Genomic DNA, 22,730 nt, shown 5'->3' with positions numbered 1-22,730 from the left:
CAATATGTTTAATAAACATTTATTTTGGGAAAAGATAAACAATAACAGTTAAGGAGAAAGTGCTATGGGAGAAAAACTAATATATATGGATCATGCAGCGACTACTTATGTTAAACCTCAGGTGGTTGAAGCGATGCTTCCGTTTTTTACAGAAAAATTCGGTAACGCTTCTTCCATATATACAATTGGAAGAGAGAGTAAGAAGGCTATAGAAGAGTCAAGGGAAAAGGTTTCAGATGCCATAGGAGCTCAGGCAAGAGAAATATTCTTTACAGGTTCGGGGACTGAGGCCGACAACTGGGCCATTAAAGGCGTAGCTTATGCAAACAAATCAAAGGGCAATCATATTATTACAACTAACATAGAACACCATGCTGTTCTTCATACATGCCAGTATCTTGAAAATGACGGCTTTGAAGTAACTTACCTGCCTGTTGATGAGAATGGCCTTGTAACACCTCAGCAAGTTGCAGATGCAATTAAGCCTAATACAATACTAATAACAATTATGTTTGCAAATAACGAGATAGGAACTATTCAGCCTATTGCAGAAATTGGAGCTATTGCAAAGGAAAAGGGCATATACTTTCATACTGATGCTGTTCAAGCCATAGGCAATATTGCTATAAATGTTAAAGATATGAATATTGATCTTATGTCAATGTCAGCCCATAAATTCTATGGACCTAAGGGAGTAGGTGCACTATACGTAAGAAAGGGAGTAAAACTCGTTTCCTTTATACATGGAGGTGCACAGGAAAGAGGCAGGAGAGCAAGTACTGAAAACATTCCTGCTATAGTGGGATTTGGGAAAGCGATAGAGTTGGCAACTGCCAATTTGGACGAGTACAACAAAAAAATTATGGCGTTAAGGGATAGAACTATTGATGAGATAACGAAAAAAATACCGTTTGTAAAGTTGAATGGGCATAGAGAAAAGAGACTTCCGGGTAATGTGAATTTATCATTCCAATTTATTGAGGGTGAATCCCTATTATTGATGCTTGATATGAAAGGAATTGCAGCTTCAAGCGGATCGGCTTGTACATCAGGGTCATTAGATCCGTCACATGTTCTCTTGGCAATCGGCTTACCCCATGAAATAGCTCATGGATCATTAAGACTTACATTCGGTGATGAAAATACAGATGAGGATGTTAATAAGCTTTTGGAAGTACTTCCTGTTATTGTAGAAAGACTCAGAGAAATGTCACCGTTATATGAAAATGTGAAGAGAGGTAATAAAAATGTATAGTGAAAAAGTTATGGATCATTTTATGAACCCTAGAAATGTAGGGGAAATTGAAAATGCTGATGGAGTTGGAGAAGTTGGTAATGCTAAATGCGGAGACATAATGAAAATGTATCTTAAGATAGAGAACGACATCATTGTGGACGCCAAATTCAAGACCTTTGGCTGTGGAGCAGCTGTTGCAACCAGCAGTATGTCTACTGAGCTTGTAGTTGGAAAAACTGTTGAAGAGGCACTCAAGATTACGAATAAGGCTGTTGCAGAGGCATTGGACGGACTTCCGTCAGCAAAGATGCACTGTTCGAACCTTGCGGAGGAAGCTATAAGGGCAGCTATTGAAGACTACAAGAGAAAAAATGGGCTCCTTGGTGAATGTGATTGTGCTGCTGCCTGCGGAAGGCGTTGTGATGATGTTCACCATGATCATGGGTATGACGAAGACGATGATGAATAAATACTCAGTGTTGAAAAAGTGAGAAAGGCAGCTTAAGTTAAAATGGATAAGAAAAAGGTAATGTTGGGTATGAGCGGCGGTGTTGACAGTTCTGTAGCAGCCGCTTGCCTTTTGGAAAAGGGTTATGACGTAATAGGAGTTACCATGCAGATTTGGCCTGATATGGATGAAGACAGGCAAAAGAGTGAGGGTGGCTGTTGCTCCTTGTCTGCAGTTGATGATGCAAGGTGGGTTGCAAATAAGCTTGGAATACCGTACTATGTTATGAACTTCAAAAGTGTTTTTGAAAAAAAGGTTATTGATTATTTTGTAAGTGAATACATAAGCGGTCGTACTCCTAATCCATGTATAGCCTGTAATAGATATGTAAAATTTGAAGAGATGCTTGATAAAGCCAAATCAATGGGAATAGACTATATAGCAACAGGCCACTATGCCAAAATAGAATATGATGCCGATAGAAAAAGATATCTTCTTAAAAAATCGGCAACAGCAGCAAAGGACCAAACCTATGCTCTCTACACAATGACACAGGATCAGCTTGCCCATACACTGATGCCTATAGGTGAATATACCAAGGATCAGGTTAGGGAAATGGCAAAGGATATTGGGTTAGCTGTAGCGTCAAAGCCTGACAGCCAGGAGATATGCTTTGTAGAGGACAATGATTACGGCAGGTTTATTGAGGAAAAGAATGGGACTAAAATAAAGCCCGGTAACTTTGTTGATTTGGACGGTAATGTCTTAGGAAAACACAAGGGTATAGTACATTATACTGTAGGCCAAAGGAAGGGCCTGGGAATAGCATTTGGAAAACCCATGTTTGTTGTTGGTATTGATGTTTCCAAAAACCAGGTTATATTAGGCGATGAAAACCAGGTATTTAGAGATACACTTACTGCATTTGATTTAAACTTTATTTCCATAGAAGGTCTTGATGGGGAAATGAGAGTAAATGCAAAGATACGGTATTCTGCAAAGGAAGCTCCTGCAGTAATCAGCCCTATTGGAGAAGGAAGAGTCAAGGTTTTGTTTGACACTCCCCAAAGAGCTATAACCCCTGGACAATCGGTAGTATTTTATGATGGAGATATAGTTGTAGGTGGAGGGGTTATAGAATAGAAGAATTATAAAATAAAAAATTATAAAAGAACACTATGTGATTTTTTCGAATAATGGTTTTCTGTTTTCAAAATGAGCAATATAATTAAAGCCTATATCAGATAAGGCTTTTTTTATTGTGCTGAAATTATAGGCAATATGCTCTGGGGCATGGGCATCAGAGCCGGTTGTGATTATTTCACCGCCAAGCTCCCTGTATCTTTTAATTATATCCAGGTCAGGTATTGGTGTTCCTAAAGTACGATAACCTGAAGTGTTTACTTCGATTCCTTTTCCTTTTTTAATGACACCCTTAAGTATACTGTCCAATACATCGCAATAATCGTCATATTTTAAGGATTTATCATCATAATTACAATATCTTCGTATGTATCCTATATGGCCTATTACATCAAAATTATCGAAGTTTTCAACACTATAAAGAATCTCTGACAGGTACCTTGAAAATGCAGTCTTTTTATCGGGATTGCCCTTGAAATACTCTCCATAATATGGATCAATACCTCCTATGACATGAATTGATGCAATTACAAAATCAAAGTCATATTTTTTTATCACCTCATCGGTTTTTTCAGTTACATGGGGTTGTATGCCTACCTCAATACCTTTTAATACCTGTAGACGGGAAAAGAATTGGGATTTTAATTCATCCATCATATTTGAGTACTTTTCAAAATCAATCAGGAAATTGACATCAAAATTTGGATAGTCTATATCAAGGTGATCTGTAAATGCAATTCCGGCTAAACCTTTTTCAATTGAGGTATTACAGGCAATATTTAAATCCATTTCGCTGTCACCGGAAAATAAACTGTGAACATGTGAATCAAACATTTTCATAAATACATATCCTTTCTTTTTGCAGTACAAAGTATTAAAAAAATGGAACTACCTGTGTGTAGTTCCATTTTTTTATTATATCATTTAAAATTCAACTTTATCCATAGCTGCTTGATCTTTTGTGAGAGTGAATTCCTTTTCAGTTTTCCACTTATCAAGCTTGGCTTTCATAGCTTCGGATTGAAGTTCTGATTTAATCTTATCCTTTTCTACTTCAAATTCGGAACCGTTTCTAATGAACTTTATTATGTGATACCCATAAGAACTTTTAACCATTCCAATTTCGCCTTCTTTTATGCCTTCTTTAAAAGCAAAGTTTTCGAATTCCTCAACCATGTCACCTTTTCCAAAGGAATATTGTCCGCCTTTATCCTTTGAACCGGGATCTTCCGAATACTGCTTTACCAAAGCTTCAAAGTCTTCTCCTGCTTTAGCCTTGCTTAATATATCGTTAGCAAGCTTTTCCTTTTCTTTAAGTTTGTCACCTTCGAACTCTTTTTGTGTAGCCTGGTCTATTGTTAAAACAAGAATATGCTTAACTGTTCTTTTTTCAGTATTATAGATAGGTATATTCTTTTCGTAACGAGCTTTGATGTCTTCTTCCTTAATGGTTATACCCTTTACGATATCTGTAGCATATCTGTTATAAGCAAGGAAGTAATCCTTATAGATTGCTTCGTACTGGTCGATTGTTATACCGAACTTTTCCTTTACAACCTTGTCTGCATCTTCTCTTTTACCTTTGCCTTCTGACTCAATAAGCTTGTCAATGGTTGCTTTTATTTCATCGAGATTGGCTTTTTCCAATTTATACTTTTCTTTCTTTGCATTCATTAAAAGTATCTTGAGCTCTTGAAGCTTTTCAATTGCCTTGTTTATTGCTACTGTTTTGCGTGGTTCGTTACCTTCCTTACCATCCCAGAATTTTTTCTTATCAGCGTCGGTACTCTTTTCAGTAATTCCGCCTGTAGCTTCCATATCCATCTTTACCAATCCTAGAAAGAACTTGTACTCAATTGATGTAACCTTTTCCTCTCCTATATTGGCAACAGAATCGGAAAACTTTGAGGAAGAACATGCTGCCAGATTAAAAACGACTAAAAGGCTCATTAAAATTAAAAAAACTCTTGATAACTTCATAAATTACCCCCATTTTTAAATTTATATCTATAGATATCTTTATCTATACACATTAAAATAAATTAATCTATTACCTTTGCAATAGATTAATTTGATTTAACATAAATACATTATAAACGATAAAATGATAATAAGAAATAGAAAAAGATAACTTTTTATATAATATTTAAATTATGTCTAATTATTTTGAATAGTCTTTAATCATTGTTTAAAATGTAAACATTAACAACCTGAATCCCAAATTTTCTTGCAAGGCTGTTGATTGTACGGTCTCCTGGAACGTCCTCTCCAAAGAATATGTCTATTTTATTTCCTTTTATTTTGCTTCCTGTATCTTCGGCAATATAAACACCGTTTAAATTTTTATATGCATCAGGAAATTCTATGTATAACTTGCTTCTTAAAGGAATAACAGTGGGATCAACGGCAATAGTTCTGCCTATTGTAACCCTGGTGCCGGTTTTTGTAATGCCGTAAGCAGGATGGGATGGGCTTTTTCCGCAGCTTTTTACAGACAGGTCATAAGCTGTTGCCACCATTTGCCTTTTGGCTTTACTGTTTTTTATAATATCATCCATATTTTCTCTATGTACTGCTGACCTTGAAAGGATGCTTTTGCCTGCTGTTTTTGACGAAGCTTGTTTGTTTGTGACAGTACTTGAGACCTTGGAGTTTTTACTGCTTCCTGAAGCAGACAATATGTTGTTTAAAATATTTTTATCTTTAACCTTATTTTTTGTATTGTTTGTAGAATATATGTCATAATAACTATAAAAATTATAGTTTGACAAAATTTGGCTATCTAGTGATGCTTTTTTGTTTTCACTTAGAGGGCCTACCTCGTTTTCTGAATTATATACAACAGATTTACACTCTGAAGAAGTATTTATAGCGATTGTTTCTTCATTTGGTACCATATTGAATGCCGCTATTGTACCGATAATAATAAAAGCAGGTATAGGTACAATGAATTTGTGCTTTTTTACAAATACAAATAAAACTGCCGGATCAATATCTTCCCTGTAAATTTTTCGGGAAAAGTCCGAAAGCTTATCAACTTTCTCTTGCAGCATGCCTTTATAGTTTATTACATTTATATGAGGAGCTGCTTTGAACATCGGATCGAGCCACTTTTTTAAGGCACTGATACCGGTAGCTTTTAACTTGTGAATGTTATTAAAAATTGAAGATGTAAAATCATTCAAAGCACTTAAATAATTGTCCCAATCTTTTGTGTTTTTATTTGTAAATGCTATTTCTTCTTCTGCATTTTTTAGGATATCTTCAAGGATATCGGGACAACTTAAATTTGACATGTTTTCATTGCTTATAAATCTGGATAAATAGTTAGTGCCTTTTGTATCTAATGGATTGGAGCTATTGCTGCTGGTACTGTTAATATCGTTATTCACTCGAAAACCTCCATAATACTAAGTATTGGTAATAATCCCAGATTGATCACTAAAAAGAAGCATCTAAATTCAGCGATGAGCAATATGAAGATTATTATATTAAAATCAATACACATTGATTTTAACTTATTTAAAAGTGAAAATCCTTTACATTTGTATATTGGGAATAACACAAAAGTTATGGCAATTCCACTGCCAAATGTAAGGTTAGTAACACTTTTAACTAATATCCATATGAAACTTAATTTGTGGATATGTTTTCTTTTGTATGAATGTATTATATATTATAGTACAAATTAATTGGTTTTTAAAGTATTTTTTTCCTCGAAGGGATTTTTGGAAAGTAGATAGGTTGTGAAAAAGGCTTAATATATGGCTTTGGACAATGTATAAAATTTACGGCAAGTATGATATATTAACTTAAAAAACTGTACAATTTGGACAAAACTGAACAAAGAAAGCTTATTGACCATAACATTACTCTTTGCTAAAATTATAATTGAGTAGTGAATGAAAAAACACTTTATCATATATATAAAAATCAAGGAATATTTTTTTGGGTGGAACTTGATATTGACTTTGTTTGGTCAATGGGGGGCTTTATGTATAGTAGTTTTAATGTTAAAATGAGTAGGCTGTTTAAGAAAAAGGAAGATGATTTACCTTTTAAGACTGGTGCGATAGTGAGTATAAAACATGAAATATTTCCAGATTCGGTTTTAAGCCTTGTGCAGGAGACAGAAGGGAAATATCTTTATATTGCTTATCCAAAAGAATTTAAAAACTATAATGTTCAATTGGGAGATCCTATATGCTGCAAAATTAAAAGTATAGATTGTGAGTATATAATTGAGAGCAATATAAACAATATTAGCCTTGTTTATCCAACTTATATAAGAATATATGTGGATAAATTTGCAAAACATGACAACAAAAGAGAAACCAAAAGGTTTAATGTTGATATGTGTTCGAAAATATCAGTTTATAATGAGTATAATTTTACTGTTAAAAAAGACATTAAGCTTTATGTTAAGGATTTGAGCCTTGGAGGACTCTATGGAATTATTCCAAAGAAAAATCTTGAGGATATTAATAACAGTTATGGATTGAACTTTTCTTTAAATGCAGGTCCTAACTCTATTATAAGTTTTGACGCAGAAATAGTCAGAATAATGGATAAAGAACTGTCACATGAGGTTGGTGTCAAAATTAAATATATGAACGACGAAAATGTAAGGATTTTAGAATCCGTTATAAGAAAACTGGAAAATGATACAGGTTCACAACTAATGAAATATTTAGTGAAGGGTGAAAGAATAAAGGTCTGCGATTAAGGACATTTCAAAAAATACACAATTTAATATTCATGAGGAATATCAATAAGTTCAGTTTTTTGAAATGTCCTATTGAGAGGTTGATTTATGATAAAAATCATATCACGGACCTTTTTCAATTAGTGTTGGAAAAGGTGAATAGTTGCTTATACCCATTTCCTTATTTATCGTTGTGCCATCAACATGTTCAATGGTAAGGGACGACTTTATCATAGCACCATCCATACCATCAATAAGAACTTTTTCATATCCTTTAGGTAATGTAGGATTTACCTTGTATACTTTTTGAGCTGCAGTTTTTTTCAGAACCTCGTGATTCCATCTGATAGAAGGAGGCTCTTTGGTTCCGTAGAATCCCATATATAGTATATTATCGACTCCCTGTGCCCAAATCATTACATTACCTTCGGTATCATTCTTAAATTTAAAATCTTTTGCACCATAAGAAACTGTGGCATCCTGCCCGTATGGAACATAAGGTACAGGCATGCTGTGGTTATGCCTTTCAACAATCTTAAGATTACTCAATACACTAACATTATAAAGGGTTGATGCGATTTTACACACTCCACCGCCTATTGTTGTTGTAAGTTTTGAACCGATATATGTGGGTCCCTTTTGAAAGCCTCTTTCTTCAGTATAGGGGCCTACGGTGCCATTTTGAGAAAATATCTGTCCAGGCTCCAAAACAATGCCGCAAAGCATTCTCGCTGCCAGATGAACATTGAATTCTTCACCAGGTAAGGGATCACGGAGTACTGTCCTGTATGCACCCATTAAAACAGGTGTATTATTCAACTCTTTGGATTTGATGAATTCCATCTCAAAGTCCCAGGGAAGATTGTTTTCTGGTCCAGATACCAAGGTTGTGTTAATGTTCTGGGAGACATCAGTATCATCTGTTTTAGCATTTTGATCATTTGTATTTGATATATTTAATGATTTCCCTAAGCTTAGAAATAAAAATCCTACTATAGCTAAGATGCTAAAAATTTTAATAAATAATTTAATATACTTTTTCAAAATTATAACCACCCGGTCTATTTTTTTTATGTCTAGGAAAATGTTTTGTAATAATTAAAAATATAAAATGATTATTGCAAAACATATAGATATTGTTTGTAATTTACTAAAAAATATTAGTCTATATGTTGTAAAGAACTAACATTTGCAAATGTATATTATAAGAGAATGGATATTATTTCTTAGCCATTCCTAATAAAAAAATAATCTGTTGTGCAAAAAAAATGATTAGAAGTAAATATAAAGGTTATATATATAGTATTAAAATAAAAATTCTACTAAAGAGATAGGAATTCTTTAATATATATCCTTGATCAGAAGGAGGAGATAATTATGAAACATACATTACCGGAATTACCATATTCATACGATGCCTTAGAGCCATATGTTGACAAGGAAACTATGACAATACATCATACAAAACACCACGCTGCATATGTTAATAACCTCAATGCGGCTTTGGAAAATTATCCTGAACTTCAGGAAAAAACACTCCATGAACTGCTTACATCTCTCGACTCACTTCCGCAGGATGTGTATTGGGCGGTAAGGAATAATGGCGGAGGACATTACAATCATACTCTGTTTTGGAATACAATGGGCCAAAGTCATGGAAGCGATCCGGAAGGAGAACTTCGGGAAAAACTTGATGAAGCTTTCGGAAGCTTGGACAGCTTTAAAGAGCTTTTTGCAAAAGCGGCTATGCAAAGGTTTGGTAGTGGTTGGGCATGGCTTGTTAAGGACAATAATGGAAAACTCTCAGTGGTATCGACCGCAAACCAGGACACTCCATTGTCTGACGGTCTTAAGCCTCTCTTAGGACTTGATGTATGGGAACATGCATACTATCTTAAATACAATAACAGACGTGCAGATTATGTTGATGCTTGGTGGAGTGTGGTAAATTGGCAGATAGTTGCAAAGAGATATGAAGAAGCTTGATTATACAAAAATGTGAATATTCATATAAACTAACGGAGGAATTGGCAATGGCAGATATTAACCAGGAAGTAATGGATAAATTGACAAAGGTTTGTTTGTGTAAGGTAATTTCTAGGGCTACTATAAAGAAAGTTATAACAGAGGGTGCCGATACCCTTGAAAAAGTCAAGAAAGCCACTGGTGCAGGTTCAGGTCCCTGTGGAGGAAAAAGATGTTCTCCCAAAATTATGGAACTGCTTAATGCTAAGTAATGACTTAGAAATAACTTCGTATTCTCAAGTGCAAAATCCTAACGTATTAACGGGGTTTTGGAGGATGATAATCGGATGTTATTCTTATCCTTTACTACTAGATCATATTTATTAACAAAAATTATAAAAAACACTGGTAATTGCCGGTGTTTTTTTATGTCTAGGAAAACGTGCTGTATTCTACACTACAATTTCTACTGACAATAGCCAAGGTTGCATAATCACTTCGTGATTTTACACGTACACCCATTGATTCTAACTTAATTTAATGTTAAAATAAGTATATTATCATTGAACTTAGGAGGCGGATAAATGAAGAAGGATATAAAAGAGTTGCTAAAAGAAAAAATTTTAGTTTTGGATGGGGCGATGGGAACCTGCATTCAGACATTGAAGCTTGAAGCCTCTGACTATACAGGTGAACGCTTTGCAGGCATATCAAAACCACAAAAGGGTAACAATGAAATGTTGACTTTGGTCAGACCCGAAATAATTAAAAAAATACACTTGGATTATCTTGAAGCTGGTGCGGATATTATTGAGACAAATACATTTAATGCAAACAGGATCTCACAAGCCGATTACGATATGGAAGGACTTGTTTATGAGCAAAACGTGATCGGGGCAAGGCTTGCTAGAGAAGCCGCTGATGAATATACTTTAAAAGACTCATCAAAGCCAAGATTTGTGGCAGGTTCCATAGGGCCTACAAACAAAACGGCTTCATTATCTCCTGATGTGGAAAATCCGGGATTAAGAAACATAACCTTTGATGAGCTGGTTGAGGCTTATGAAGAACAAATAAGAGGACTAATAGAAGGAGGAGTAGACCTTCTTCTTTTTGAAACGATTTTTGATGCACTAAATGCTAAAGCAGCTTTATTTGCGGCAGATAATGTTGCAAACATCATAGGAAAGAGGACTCCCATTATGATATCGGGAACAATCGCTGATAAAAGCGGGAGAATTCTTTCGGGTATGACTTTGGAAGGGTTTTTAAGTTCATTAAAGGGTCAGGATGTCATAAGTTTCGGGCTTAACTGTTCCTTTGGTGCTAGGGAGCTTGTCCCTTTTGTGAAACAGCTTTCCAAATTGCAGGACCTCTATGTAAGTGTGCATCCAAACGCTGGCTTACCTAACAGCCTGGGAGGATACGATGAGCTTCCCCAGCATATGGCTGAATTTGTAAAGGAAATGCTCCAAGATTGCAGGGTGAATATAATCGGAGGCTGCTGCGGTACTACTCCTGCACATATAGGTGCTATATATAAGGCGGTAAAGGATATAAAACCCAAGCCTGCACCTGAGCTTGTCAAGGAAACAATCTTCAGCGGGCTTGAGATAGTTAAGGTAAATAGGGAAAACAATTTTATAAATATAGGGGAGAGAACAAATGTTGCGGGTTCTCTCAAGTTTGCAAGGCTAATCCGTGAGAAAAAGTATGAGGAAGCATTGTCGATTGCAAGGGAGCAGGTTGAAAACGGTGCACAGGTTATTGATGTTAACCTGGATGATGGAATGCTTGACGCAAAGAAGGAAATGGACTTCTTTTTAAAGCTTCTTTCAAGTGAACCTCAGATAGCCAGGGTTCCTGTTATGATCGACTCATCAAAGTGGGAGGTTCTTGAAACAGGATTAAAGGCTATCCAGGGTAAGCCAATTGTCAATTCCATAAGCTTAAAGGCTGGGGAAGAGGAATTTAAAAGACAGGCAGGCCTTATAAAAAAATATAACGCAGCAGTAGTAGTTATGGCTTTCGATGAAGAAGGCCAGGCAGATACTTTTGAAAGAAGGATCAATATATGTAAAAGGGCATATGACATTTTGGTAAATAAAGTGAAATTCTCTCCCGAGGATATAATTTTCGATCCAAATGTTCTTGCCATCGGTACAGGTATACAGGAGCACAATAATTATGCGGTGGATTTTATAAATGCAACAGGATGGATAAAGGAAAACCTTCCATATGCAAAGGTCAGCGGGGGAATAAGCAATATATCCTTCTCATTCAGGGGAAATAACATAATAAGAGAGGCTATGCATTCAGTATTTCTCTACCATGCCATTAAGGCAGGTCTTGATATGGGTATCTTAAACCCCGGTATGATACAGGTATATGACAACATTGATCCTGAGCTTTTAGAAAAGGTAGAGGATGTTGTCTTAAACAGAAAAGAGGATGCAGCTGAAATACTGCTTAACTATGCGACAAACATTAAGGAAAAAGAAGACAATACCTCAATTAAAAAGGTGCTGTGGAGAGAAAAGCCATTTGGAGAAAGACTCTCATATTCATTAATAAAGGGGATTACAGACTATATTGAAGAGGATGTTGAAGAAGCTAGAAATAAGCTTGAAAAACCTATCGATGTTATAGAAGGCCCTCTGATGGATGGAATGAAAACTGTTGGAGAGCTATTTGGGGAGGGAAAAATGTTCCTTCCTCAAGTAGTAAAGAGTGCCAGGGTTATGAAAAAGGCGGTTGGTTACTTGCTTCCATATATAGAAAATGAAAAAAGCAGCAGCAAGCAGAAAAATGCCGGAAAGATTCTTTTGGCCACAGTTAAGGGAGATGTACATGATATAGGTAAGAACATTGTTGGAGTGGTTTTAGCCTGCAATAATTTTGAGGTTATAGATATGGGTGTTATGGTTCAGGCTGAAGACATCCTGAAAAAAGCAAAGGAAGAGAATGTGGACATTATTGGCTTAAGCGGCCTTATAACACCTTCTCTCGAAGAAATGTGCCATATAGCAGCTGAAATGGAAAAGCATGGCTTTACAATACCTCTTGTAGTAGGCGGGGCAACTACTTCCAAAATCCACACAGCAGTAAAGTTAGACCCGAATTATTCTCATGGGGTAATACATTCCCTTGATGCTGCAAAAGGTGTTGAGATTTGTAAGAAGCTTATGAATCAAAATGAGAGGGAAGACTACTTAAAGAGCATTAAGTCAGAGTATGAAGAGATACGCAATAACTACGGTGCAATACCAAGGAAGCTGGTTTCTATTGGCGAAGCTAGGGAAAAGGCTTATAAACCGGCTGTAAATCCGGATGATATTAAGAAACCGGAATTTTTAGGGACCAAGGTTTTTGATGAAATTAAGGTGTCGGATATAAGAAAGTATATTGACTGGACATATTTCTTTGTGGCCTGGGATATGAATCATACTTATCCTGAAATTATGGAGCACCCCAAATATGGAGAAGAGGCTAAAAAGCTTTATAACGATGCTAATATTCTTTTAGAAAGAATAGAAAAGGAAAGCTGGCTTGAGGCTAAGGCAGTAATAGGTCTTTATCCTGCAAACACAGTAGGAGATGATGTAGAGGTCTATGAGGATGAGTCAAGGACTAAGAAGGCAGCTAAGTTTAATTTTATGAGGCAGCAGGAAAGTAAATCAGGTGTGTATCTTTCATTGAGTGACTTTATCGCTTCAAAGGAATCAGGCATAAAGGACTATATAGGTGCATTTGCAGTAACCTCGGGTCTTGGAGTTGCTAAAAAGCATGATGAGCTTAAAAAGCAGGGTGACGAGTATAATGCCATAATGCTCAAAGTATTGGCAGACAGACTGGCTGAGGCTTTGACAGAAATGATCCATGAAAAGGTAAGAAAAGAATTATGGGGATATTCACCTTCAGAAAAATTTGGTTATACAGAACTTTTTAAGGGTAAGTATAGGGGGATAAGACCTGCCTTCGGTTACCCTTCATTGAAGGATCATTCTGAAAAGGGGCAGTTATTTGAATTATTGGATGTAAAGAAAAATATAAATGTCGAATTGACTGAAAGCTTTATGATGGATCCTGTAGCCAGCGTATGCGGTTTATATTTTGCACACCCGGATTCAAAGTATTTTGACCTTGGAAAATTAGGGGAGGATCAATTGGAAGATTATTCGATGAGAAAATCATGCAGCATTGATTTTGTGAAAAAGATGATTCGCAACAGCTAATTTTTATGTTATTATAAAGTAATATAAAAATGTAAGCTGATAATATTTTATGTAGTAATAGGTTTAAAGAACAACTAAAAATTTTAGTTGTTCTTTAAACCTACACAGAGATAAATATAAAGAGATAGGAGATTGATTATGGCTGGAAATAGCTTTGGGCAAGCATTCAGGATTACTACCTTTGGAGAATCACATGGTGGAGCTGTAGGGGTGGTCATAGACGGTGTCACACCGGGGCTTGAGATTTCTGAATTGGAAATTCAGCAGGACATGGATAGAAGGAAGCCGGGACAATCCTCTGTAACTACTCCAAGGCAAGAGGAAGATAAGGTTTCCATAATGGCAGGTATTTTTGAAGGAAAGGCAACAGGCACACCTTTATTTATAGTGCTATACAATAAGGATGCAAGGCCTGAGGCGTATGACAGTATTAAGAATCTCTACAGGCCTGGTCATGCGGATGTCACATATGACAAAAAGTATGGCATCAGGGATTACCGTGGGAGCGGCAGAGCCTCAGGAAGGGAAACAGCAGCAAGGGTTGCTGCTGGTGCTGTAGCTAAAAAGATGATGAAAGAAAAGGGTGTTAAGGTTGTAGCATATACCCTTGAAGCAGCAGGCTATAAATGTAAGACTTTTGATGAAAGTGTAATAGAGAATAATGTTGTGAGGGCTTGTGACTCTGAAGCAGCTGCACTTATGACCAAAAGGATAGAAGAATTGGCTGAGATGGGTGACAGCTGCGGCGGTATAATTGAGTGCCGGATAACAGGTGTTAAAGCAGGTCTTGGTGAACCGGTATTTGATAAGCTTGATGCAGAGCTGGCAAAGGCAATGCTCTCATTGGGAGCAGTAAAAGGCATTGAGTTCGGTAAGGGATTTGAATGTGTCTCTATGCTAGGCAGTGAGCATAATGACTGGATGGATAAGGATGGATTTACCAGCAATAACGCAGGAGGCATATTAGGTGGAATTAGCACGGGCCAGGAAATTATTTTCAGAATTGCGGTTAAACCCACTTCTTCCATATCTGTTCCACAAAAAACTGTTGATAAAAAAGGTGATGAGACTGAGATCGTCACAAAGGGAAGACATGACCCTTGTATATGCCCTAGAATAGTGCCAGTGGTGGAAGCTATGGCGTACATAGTACTTGCTGATCAGTACAAGCGGCAGGCTGCTATGATTGAATAAATATTATTATACTCGATTAATTGATCTATAATGATTGGAGGATAAGATGGCTGATACCAAAAAATTTACTGAAACAATCAACGGGGCTCAGCTCCTGATTAAACTTTTAGAGCATCAGGGCATAGACGTAATCGCGGGAATACCGGGTGGTGCAAATCTTCCAATGTATGATGCATTATATGAAAGCTCCATCAGGCATATCCTGGTAAGACATGAACAAGCAGCGGGGTTCTTTGCACAAGGTATTTCAAGAACAACCGGAAAAGCTGCCGTATGTTTTGCTACATCCGGGCCTGGTGCAACCAATGCCCTTACGGCTATAGCGGATGCCAAGCTGGATTCCATACCCATTGTATGTATTACGGGGCAGGTTTCATACAGCCTTGTTGGAACAGATGCTTTTCAGGAGGTAGATACTTATGGATTGACACTTCCGATAACAAAGCATAACTTTCTTGTGAGGGATGTTATGGAGCTTTTTGAGGTTATTCCCGAAGCCTTCAGGATCGCTGTAAGCGGCAGACCAGGGCCTGTGGTTGTTGATATACCAAAGGATGTGCAGCTGCAAGCTGTAGGTATATACGAGCTTCCTGATATTTTTAAACCTAAAGAGGAAGAGATTGAAGATATTGAAACATTAAAGACAATTGAAGATGCAGCACAGATGATCAATGAGTCAAAGAGACCTGTTTTGTATATTGGAGGAGGCGTAATAAATGCTGATGCATCCGGTATTATTACTGAGATTGCAGAAAAAAACAGCATTCCTGTTGCATGTACATTAATGGGACTTGGGGCGATTTCGCCTGAAAACCCACTATATTTAGGTATGTTGGGGATGCATGGTGCAAGGTATACAAATTATCTGTTGCATGAAGCGGATCTAATCATAGCTCTTGGTGTAAGGTTTGATGACAGGGCGACCGGTAAAGTAGATACGTTTTGTCCTAATGCAACAATAATACATTTTGATATAGACAATGCTGAAATAAACAAAGTGAAGAGAGCTGATATTAATATTGTTGGAGGGCTTAAGCCCATACTCCATAAGCTTGCTCCTTCCATAAATAAAAATGACCGTATTGAATGGATTGGTAAATTCAATGATTTGAAGAAAAAGCATCCTTTTGTTATGCCGCCTGAAACAGACCTTTTCCACCCGCTTACTATAATAAAGGAATTGGGAAATATTCTTTCTGATGATGATATTGTTGCTACTGATGTTGGTCAGCACCAGATGTGGACCGCACAGGGCTATCCTGTGAGAAAGCCAAGAACATTTCTTACATCCGGCGGACTTGGTACTATGGGGTTTGGGTTACCTACTGCTATTGGAGCGGCTATGGCAAATCCGGATAAAAAGGTTGTTTGTATCAGCGGTGATGGTTCAATACTGATGAACATTCAGGAATTTGCTACTTTAGCAGACCTGCAGTCTGATTTAAAGGTAATCATTATGAATAACGGACACTTGGGTCTTGTAAGGCAGCAGCAGGAAATGATATACAATAAGCATTATATTGCTTCCAAATTTGATTCAAGCCCTGACTTTGCAGCAATAGCAAAAGGTTTTGGTATTAAAGGTGTTCGTGTTGACAAGGATGAAAATCCTATTGAAATAATAAGAAAGTGTATAAGTGAACCAGGGCCATGTGTTATTGATGTCCCTGTAAGACCGGAGGAGAATGTTGTTCCTATCGTTCCTCCTGGAAAAGCCAATTATGAAATGATAGGAGGAGAATTGTAATGAATAGCCAATACTGTGTTATTGAGTTAATAGTTAAAAATCACCCTGGAGTTATGTCCCATATTACCGGGCTTTTTGCAAGAAGGGCTTTCAACCTTGAAGGTATTCTTTGCGGACAGATAGGAAACAGTGAAGACAGCCGTATGTACCTTCTGGTAAAAAACGATGAAAGGCTTGAGCAGATTATTAAACAGGTACAGAAGTTGTATGATGTTAAAGAGGTTTCTGTTTGCAAAGACTGTAAGCCTTCCATATTCTCAAATATATCGGAGCTGGTTAAGAACAGCTCGTGTGAAATATAAATTGCTATTTAAAAAGACTGTCCGGCAGGCAGTCTTTTTTTATGTGAATAGTAATGATGCTTCTACACCATAATTATTCACGACAACCATCAAGGTTGACAAAATTATGTCTTGATTTTGTTCTTTCATACGACAACAACCAAGGATACAAATTCGTAAGCGGCTTTGCAATGAATTATGGTTAACACATTATGTGACATTTTGAACTTTTTCTGAATATTATGTTTATATATTAATTTTACCAAACTAATAAGGCATTAGTAATTCTTTAATATATAGGCTGCAGAAAAGTTTGAGGTGACAGATTATGCTTTCGATTCTTCTAATCTCTATTATGGTGCTTATTTTCATTATGAGTATCGTATTTCTAATTGATGATGGGCCACCACTTCTAAAACACTCTTTACACCACAAAAAAAAGATTCCTATCCATCGCAGAAAAATGCTAAAACACAATCATCTACTGAAGTTTCACAAAATGAGAAAGAGTACAGATGATGAATTAAATGACACTAATGGAACTATTGGAAAACTTCTTAGAAATCCAAAGTTAAGAATTATACTCCTTATTATATTAATCCAGGTAATGAGCGTAATACCATTTATAATCACGGGGTATACTGTGCCGGCTACAATAATGGTCTTTTTAGTCACAATACTAATAATATTCATCAGGCCAAAAGGCTTAAATGAAGCTTATCCAGCATTTATAGGTGCATGTATAATTATCATTATGGGAGTTGTTTCATACCCAAACATGGTAGATATAGTTGATAAGATAGGTGGTGCATCCATAACTATTATTGCGACTATAGTTATGGCGGTAGTGTTGGAAAGTTTTGGTTTCTTTTATTGGGCGGCATTAAATCTTGCAAGGCTTTCAAAAGGATCAGGTTATAGACTTTTCTGGAATATTCAGATTTTGTGTTTCTTGATGACCCTTCTTTTTAATAATGACGGAAGTATACTTATTACAACACCTATTCTGATATTGTTATTAAAGAATTTGAAACTCATGCCTCATCAAAAGATACCCTATCTGATAAGTGGAGCTCTAATTGCTACAGCTTCTAGTGCTCCTATTGGTGTGAGCAATATTGTAAACCTTATCTCGTTGAATATTATTCACATATCATTATATGAATACACAGGAATGATATTTGTTCCAGCAACATTAGGACTGTTATTTATGTCTGTTTGTTTATTCGTTCTTCTGAAAAAGAGATTGGTTAGAAATCTCCCCAAAATGGATCATGAGTGGAAAGACAACTTTATAAGTAAAAAGTTAAATATGACAGATAGCAAAGTGTCTTTTGAGAACAAGGCTATTAATACCCAATTTATGTTTAAAATTTTAATTTTTATTTTTGGTCTCAGATGTTCACTATTTGTTGCATCATATTTTGGTATTCCGATATCAGTAGTAGCAGTAGCAGGATCATTGGTACTATTGCTTGTAAGATGGCATTATTTTAAGATCGGTTTTTTGGATGTTCTAAGGAAGACACCATGGCATATTTTGCTCTTTGCTTTTTCAATGTATGTCATAATATTCGGACTCAACAACATAGGACTAACTAATGAGCTTGTGCATTTAACCAAACCATTGGTAAATAACAATATTTTTAATGCTAATTTTATAATGGGCACATTGATATCTGTACTTTCCAACATATTTAACAATCACCCTGCACTTATGATTGGTACAATAACGCTTCAGGCAATGAACCTTCCGGTACTTACCATGAAGACTGTTTATCTTGCAAATATAATAGGCAGTGATATAGGATCTCTGCTTCTTCCGATAGGTACCCTTGCTTCACTTATATGGATGAATATATTAAAGGAGAACAATATAAGGATTAAATGGAAGGACTATATCGGAATAACAATCGTTGTAATACCCATTACTTTAGTATTTACACTGACGTTGCTATATTTCTGGGTAAATTTAATATTTATTTAGTGAGAAATGGTAGTATTGAAAAATGCTTTTAATCACATCATATTGTTCCTAGTCCTTTAATAATCGTACAATATGATGTGATTGTTTATAGTTTTTCAAAAGCGAATTAAAATAAAAATTAAAAGGAACTGACCTTTTTGTCAGCTCCCTTATTTTAAGTATTTTTATGAATGGGGAATTAAAATTAGTTTTCCCATTTGTTATTATCCTGTTGGTCCCATGATTCTTTATAATCATCTTTTGAATAATCCTCATCTTTGTCATCATTATCTTTTTCTTTATCGTTTTCATCAGATCTGTCATCTTTTTTAGAATCTTCTTTTTGTTCATTGTTTTCTTCAGCTTTATCCCTTTTACCTTCATTATCTTCGCCTTTGTCGTCCTTGCGGTCTTTACCGCCATTATCTTCGCCTTTGCCGTCCTTGCGATCTTTGCCGCCGTCCTTGTCGCCTTTGCCGCAGTCATTATCGCTTTTACCGCCGTCATTGTCACCTTTACCGCCATCATTGCTGCCTTTGCCGCCACCGGCTTTTCCATCACCTGATGCTGCGATTGGTGATATGAATACACTTTGGTTCTGCATAACTCTTAACTTAATTTCAATGACTATACTTTCCAAAAATGCTTTGAATGTACGCTCGTTTGTGTGTTTTCCGCAAGCCTGAGTTAATGTCTCAACATCCTTTTTAAGGTCAACCTGTCTAATCTTTGATTCTATAAGCTCACAGTAAATTTTTTCATTTAAAATTTCAGAATTAGTAATACTTAATGCGAATTGGTCACTTCCAAAGCCGTCAGGAGACATTGCTGAGGAGGTAGAAGACTGTGGATTGCTGGCAGTTACAGGCTCGGTAATAAAGTCAACCTTTGTAAAACACTTAAAGGGAATGTTAACAACTGTAAAACGTATTTTTCCGCTTACAGACGATTGCCCAACATGTTTAGCTGTTGAGTATTCTATACAGTTTCTGACAAAACCGCTGATAAGTAATTTGGCACTTTTTTTGTCATCAGTTAGCAGTAGTTGGCTTCTGGTAAGAAAGACATTCTTTTTTACTCTGGTTATTTCTAATGCGGGTTCTTCGAGTTGTATAGTAGCGTCAACATAAACCTGGACGTCTGCTTCTGATATAACAACAGGAATTTTGCCCACAAGAGGAACCTTCTTGCCTTCAACTTTCTTTGGTTGGCTGGGTGAAGCTAAAAGAGTAGTTGAGTTAAGTACTGACGAATTAGTACTGACAACATGACTAGTAGTCTGTTCCATTTTAATTCCTCCATCGCATCCTCTATGAGGAAGTTTTTTGAATATATACACTAATAATCGTATGCGTAAGATAATATTTTTGTTACATTATGTTCCTGTATTATTTTGCAACCTTGATGTTGCTATTAGTAACACAAATTTTATTAAAAAAATATACTAATTACATAGAAAAAATATATATAATCAATTGATCTCTATATATTAAAATTTGATAGGATGTGCATTTGAAATGAGAACGAGAACCAATTATATCCGTTGGAGTAGAGAGATGGAGAAAAGTTGTTTGGGTAGAGCTTTGCAGACATATGATCGGAATAATGTATCCCCAAAAAGCATACAAAATAAAACCAATAGTGTAGAAGAAGTTAATATGGAAGAAGAAAACAAGCTGCAGGAGGAAATTTTTCCAAATGAAAATGTTGTTGTGGAACTGGAAAATAGTTATCCTGAACCTGATATATCAGAAAGCATGAAAGAAGAACTTCAGGAAAATACATCTGAAAGTACCGATGAAATAAATTTGAAAACATTTATGGAAAATACAATGAAAGAAAATGAAATACATAAAACAAATATATATGAAAATTCAAAAAAGATACATTGGAATGAGAATATGTTAAAAAGGTGTCTGGGAGCGTATTATAGTGCTTCTCAAAACACAAAAAAGACAAGAAAGACGTGGAAAAGAAAAGAGAGCAATATTTGTGATGAGAATGTTGTGAGCAAGAATGAAGAATTAATTAGCAGTGAAAGTTCTTATGATATCGTTCCGCAAGAGGATCATATGTTGGATAGTCAGATTTATACTGGGGAGACTACAGAAAAAGTTAATGAAGAAAATGAATACTATTACAGTACTGGGTCAGAAAGTAATAACGATGAAAGCGATGAAAATGAGAAATCGGAGGGTGAATTTACATACTCAAGTGACAATGAATCATATGAGCAAGATAGTTTAGGCAAATTTGAGAAGATATCATGGTCTATTATAAGCGATATAGATGAAGAAGATTATGATGGTGAAATGGATTCTATAGATGAGGATATCCAAGCAGATAATGAGAGCAGTAACGAAACTGACAGCTATGAAGGCAGAAGTGATGTAGCTGACAGCTATGGAGGCGGCAGTGATGATGCTGACAGCTATGAAGATGGCTATGAAAATGATTATGAAGACAGCTATGTACAGGAAGATTTATTGAAAGACAAATACCATAATGGTAATAATGGGACAGATCAATATTTTAGTGAAGCAGTTGATGACAATTTTGAATCAGATTATCAGGAAAATGAAGTCTTAGCATATTCTGATGAAAATGAAGTATATGATTTTGAGGATATGAGGCCTGTTGAAACACTAGATCTGGAAATAGCAAATAATACAATAGATAACACGAATTGGGATAATGGTTGGGATGAATGTGATGTGCTGAATAATGAATATAATGATATTGAAACTGTCGGTTCTTTTATTGATTATAGAAATATTAGCGAAGATTATGACGATTATGACTTCGATTGCCAAACGCAAATTGAAACTCCTGAGTATATGTCTGATTATGATCAGATAAGCTACGGGCAGTCTGTTGAATGCAGGATTATAACATAATGCTTAGGATTGGCTAAGAAAATTTATTATTGTATGTGTTAAAGGACTCGTTATTGATTAACGAGTCTTTTTATCATGGAAGAGATAATATTGCATTAAAGATATGAATTGTAATGAAATTGATGACTAGTGAATAGACCATTTTACGGCTAATTACAGTAAATGGTCATAATAAGAATTTATATGAATACTTTCTCGCTGGGATATATCACAGTAAAAACGGTAATTGTTGCAGCTGGTTTTTTTTACGTTATACATGGCATAATCTGCTTTTTGAAGAAGCTTTTCAGGGTCGCTGTCATCAGTTGGATACAGGCTTATACCGATGCTCACACCAATTTGGCAAGTATAGCCTGAAATAAAAAATGGCTTTGAGAACATATTTAAAATTCTATTTGCAGTACATATTGCATTATCACGTATATTCAAATTTTCGATAAGGATTGCAAATTCATCACCGCCAATACGGGCAACTATACCGTTATTTTGTACACATGTTTGGAGTCTTTGGGCGATTTGGCCTAAAAGCATATCTCCCACCTCATGACCATAATTGTCATTAACAGGTTTGAATCGATCAAGATCTATAAAGAAAAGTGCAGCACATGTATTAGTGCATCTGGCACGTGAAAGTCCTTGAACAAGATATTCCAAAAAGAAAGCACGATTAGGAAGCCTTGTAAGGGTATCACGATGTGCAAGCTCCCTGTACCTTGCTTCTGATTGGCGTATTAGTTCTCTGGATTGCTCAAGTTCTGTATTACGTGTCTTTAATGTATTTAAATGGGTTTCAATCATTTCTTCAAGCATAGCTCTGTTGATTTCACTTCGAGTAAGCTTTTGCTTTAAGATACGATTTTCACGCTCCAACTGTGCTAACCGTCTTTTATATTCGCTGATATTCATTATGTA

18 protein-coding genes are annotated in these 22,730 nt (G+C 36.0%); 12 read left to right on the top strand and 6 right to left on the bottom strand.

The window, feature by feature from the left end; translation table 11 throughout:
* The first annotated feature begins 64 nt into the window (after window positions 1-64).
* Genes nifS through mnmA form a run of 3 tightly spaced genes read left to right on the top strand, consistent with a single transcriptional unit; the run spans window position 65 to window position 2,828 of the window.
* A complete protein-coding gene (nifS, locus tag Bccel_RS07195) occupies window positions 65-1,255 on the top strand; it encodes a cysteine desulfurase NifS (protein ID WP_036942271.1) in 1,191 nt (396 codons plus the stop codon).
* Window positions 1,248-1,706, top strand: a complete 459-nt coding sequence (nifU, locus tag Bccel_RS07190) for a Fe-S cluster assembly scaffold protein NifU (RefSeq protein ID WP_036942268.1) — start codon at window positions 1,248-1,250, stop codon at window positions 1,704-1,706. The genes nifS and nifU overlap by 8 nt, the downstream gene beginning before the upstream one ends.
* 42 nt (window positions 1,707-1,748) lie before the next feature.
* Window positions 1,749-2,828: a tRNA 2-thiouridine(34) synthase MnmA gene (mnmA, locus tag Bccel_RS07185; protein WP_036942265.1), complete on the top strand. Its 1,080-nt coding sequence runs from the start codon at window positions 1,749-1,751 to the stop codon at window positions 2,826-2,828.
* A 33-nt stretch (window positions 2,829-2,861) separates the two neighbouring features.
* Here the strand turns inward: mnmA and Bccel_RS07180 are convergent, their stop codons facing one another.
* The 3 genes from Bccel_RS07180 to Bccel_RS07170 form a co-directional block, all read right to left on the bottom strand.
* Window positions 2,862-3,668, bottom strand: coding sequence for a histidinol-phosphatase HisJ family protein (locus tag Bccel_RS07180; RefSeq protein ID WP_322787004.1), 807 nt, complete (start codon window positions 3,666-3,668; stop codon window positions 2,862-2,864).
* An 84-nt stretch (window positions 3,669-3,752) separates the two neighbouring features.
* The gene (locus tag Bccel_RS07175; protein ID WP_036942262.1) at window positions 3,753-4,808 is read right to left on the bottom strand and encodes a peptidylprolyl isomerase; all 1,056 of its coding nucleotides are present in this window, start codon (window positions 4,806-4,808) and stop codon (window positions 3,753-3,755) included.
* 197 nt (window positions 4,809-5,005) lie between these two features.
* Window positions 5,006-6,220, bottom strand: coding sequence for a 3D domain-containing protein (locus Bccel_RS07170; protein ID WP_050753238.1), 1,215 nt, complete (start codon window positions 6,218-6,220; stop codon window positions 5,006-5,008).
* A 602-nt stretch (window positions 6,221-6,822) separates the two neighbouring features.
* Here Bccel_RS07170 and Bccel_RS07165 point away from each other — a divergent pair.
* Window positions 6,823-7,554 (top strand): PilZ domain-containing protein, encoded by a 732-nt coding sequence (locus Bccel_RS07165; protein ID WP_036942259.1) that lies wholly within the window; start codon window positions 6,823-6,825, stop codon window positions 7,552-7,554.
* Between the two features lie 102 nt (window positions 7,555-7,656).
* Here the strand turns inward: Bccel_RS07165 and Bccel_RS07160 are convergent, their stop codons facing one another.
* Window positions 7,657-8,577 (bottom strand): VanW family protein, encoded by a 921-nt coding sequence (locus Bccel_RS07160; protein WP_050753237.1) that lies wholly within the window; start codon window positions 8,575-8,577, stop codon window positions 7,657-7,659.
* Window positions 8,578-8,910: 333 nt separating this feature from the next.
* On the opposite strand from Bccel_RS07160, the gene Bccel_RS07155 reads away from it, so the two are divergent.
* From Bccel_RS07155 to Bccel_RS07125, 7 genes are all read left to right on the top strand, one after another.
* A complete protein-coding gene (locus tag Bccel_RS07155; RefSeq protein WP_036942256.1) occupies window positions 8,911-9,519 on the top strand; it encodes a superoxide dismutase in 609 nt (202 codons plus the stop codon).
* Between the two features lie 47 nt (window positions 9,520-9,566).
* On the top strand, window positions 9,567-9,770 hold the full coding sequence (locus tag Bccel_RS07150; RefSeq protein ID WP_036942254.1) for a (2Fe-2S)-binding protein: 204 nt from the start codon (window positions 9,567-9,569) through the stop codon (window positions 9,768-9,770).
* A gap of 312 nt (window positions 9,771-10,082) precedes the next feature.
* Entirely contained in the window at window positions 10,083-13,733 is a 3,651-nt protein-coding gene (metH, locus tag Bccel_RS07145; protein WP_036942250.1) for a methionine synthase, read from the top strand.
* A gap of 138 nt (window positions 13,734-13,871) precedes the next feature.
* On the top strand, window positions 13,872-14,927 hold the full coding sequence (gene aroC, locus Bccel_RS07140) for a chorismate synthase (RefSeq protein WP_036942248.1): 1,056 nt from the start codon (window positions 13,872-13,874) through the stop codon (window positions 14,925-14,927).
* 46 nt (window positions 14,928-14,973) lie between these two features.
* The gene (ilvB, locus tag Bccel_RS07135; protein ID WP_036942245.1) at window positions 14,974-16,674 is read left to right on the top strand and encodes a biosynthetic-type acetolactate synthase large subunit; all 1,701 of its coding nucleotides are present in this window, start codon (window positions 14,974-14,976) and stop codon (window positions 16,672-16,674) included.
* Window positions 16,674-16,976, top strand: a complete 303-nt coding sequence (gene ilvN, locus Bccel_RS07130) for an acetolactate synthase small subunit (RefSeq protein ID WP_036942242.1) — start codon at window positions 16,674-16,676, stop codon at window positions 16,974-16,976. Before ilvB ends, ilvN begins: the two co-directional genes overlap by 1 nt.
* A 478-nt stretch (window positions 16,977-17,454) precedes the next feature.
* Window positions 17,455-18,942, top strand: coding sequence for an arsenic transporter (locus Bccel_RS07125; RefSeq protein WP_242853131.1), 1,488 nt, complete (start codon window positions 17,455-17,457; stop codon window positions 18,940-18,942).
* Between the two features lie 184 nt (window positions 18,943-19,126).
* Here Bccel_RS07125 and Bccel_RS07120 read toward each other — a convergent pair whose 3' ends face one another.
* A complete protein-coding gene (locus Bccel_RS07120) occupies window positions 19,127-20,209 on the bottom strand; it encodes a CsxC family protein (RefSeq protein WP_050753236.1) in 1,083 nt (360 codons plus the stop codon).
* A gap of 268 nt (window positions 20,210-20,477) precedes the next feature.
* Between Bccel_RS07120 and Bccel_RS07115 the strand changes: the two genes are divergently transcribed.
* Complete coding sequence (locus Bccel_RS07115; RefSeq protein WP_036942240.1) at window positions 20,478-21,818, top strand: hypothetical protein; 1,341 nt, start codon at window positions 20,478-20,480, stop codon at window positions 21,816-21,818.
* 153 nt (window positions 21,819-21,971) lie between these two features.
* On the opposite strand, the gene Bccel_RS07110 is transcribed toward Bccel_RS07115, so the two are convergent.
* A complete protein-coding gene (locus tag Bccel_RS07110; RefSeq protein WP_050753235.1) occupies window positions 21,972-22,724 on the bottom strand; it encodes a diguanylate cyclase domain-containing protein in 753 nt (250 codons plus the stop codon).
* Window positions 22,725-22,730: the final 6 nt, after the last annotated feature.

It is taken from the genome of Pseudobacteroides cellulosolvens ATCC 35603 = DSM 2933 (genome assembly GCF_001262605.1).
Taxonomy (GTDB): Bacteria; Bacillota; Clostridia; order Acetivibrionales; family DSM-2933; genus Pseudobacteroides; species Pseudobacteroides cellulosolvens.
The sequence above is the reverse complement of the archived record's forward strand: the minus strand, read 5'-3'. Positions and strand labels throughout refer to the sequence as shown.

Bases quoted from the DNA above. Each gene is read 5' to 3' on its own strand.
- nifS (WP_036942271.1), top strand. From the start codon at position 65: ATGGGAGAAAAACTAATATATATGGATCATGCAGCGACTACTTATGTT.
- nifU (WP_036942268.1), top strand. From the start codon at position 1,248: ATGTATAGTGAAAAAGTTATGGATCATTTTATGAACCCTAGAAATGTA.
- mnmA (WP_036942265.1), top strand. From the start codon at position 1,749: ATGGATAAGAAAAAGGTAATGTTGGGTATGAGCGGCGGTGTTGACAGT.
- Bccel_RS07180 (WP_322787004.1), bottom strand. From the start codon at position 3,668: ATGAAAATGTTTGATTCACATGTTCACAGTTTATTTTCCGGTGACAGC.
- Bccel_RS07175 (WP_036942262.1), bottom strand. From the start codon at position 4,808: ATGAAGTTATCAAGAGTTTTTTTAATTTTAATGAGCCTTTTAGTCGTT.
- Bccel_RS07165 (WP_036942259.1), top strand. From the start codon at position 6,823: ATGTATAGTAGTTTTAATGTTAAAATGAGTAGGCTGTTTAAGAAAAAG.
- Bccel_RS07155 (WP_036942256.1), top strand. From the start codon at position 8,911: ATGAAACATACATTACCGGAATTACCATATTCATACGATGCCTTAGAG.
- Bccel_RS07150 (WP_036942254.1), top strand. From the start codon at position 9,567: ATGGCAGATATTAACCAGGAAGTAATGGATAAATTGACAAAGGTTTGT.
- metH (WP_036942250.1), top strand. From the start codon at position 10,083: ATGAAGAAGGATATAAAAGAGTTGCTAAAAGAAAAAATTTTAGTTTTG.
- aroC (WP_036942248.1), top strand. From the start codon at position 13,872: ATGGCTGGAAATAGCTTTGGGCAAGCATTCAGGATTACTACCTTTGGA.
- ilvB (WP_036942245.1), top strand. From the start codon at position 14,974: ATGGCTGATACCAAAAAATTTACTGAAACAATCAACGGGGCTCAGCTC.
- ilvN (WP_036942242.1), top strand. From the start codon at position 16,674: ATGAATAGCCAATACTGTGTTATTGAGTTAATAGTTAAAAATCACCCT.
- Bccel_RS07125 (WP_242853131.1), top strand. From the start codon at position 17,455: ATGAGAAAGAGTACAGATGATGAATTAAATGACACTAATGGAACTATT.
- Bccel_RS07120 (WP_050753236.1), bottom strand. From the start codon at position 20,209: ATGGAACAGACTACTAGTCATGTTGTCAGTACTAATTCGTCAGTACTT.
- Bccel_RS07115 (WP_036942240.1), top strand. From the start codon at position 20,478: ATGGAGAAAAGTTGTTTGGGTAGAGCTTTGCAGACATATGATCGGAAT.
- Bccel_RS07110 (WP_050753235.1), bottom strand. From the start codon at position 22,724: ATGAATATCAGCGAATATAAAAGACGGTTAGCACAGTTGGAGCGTGAA.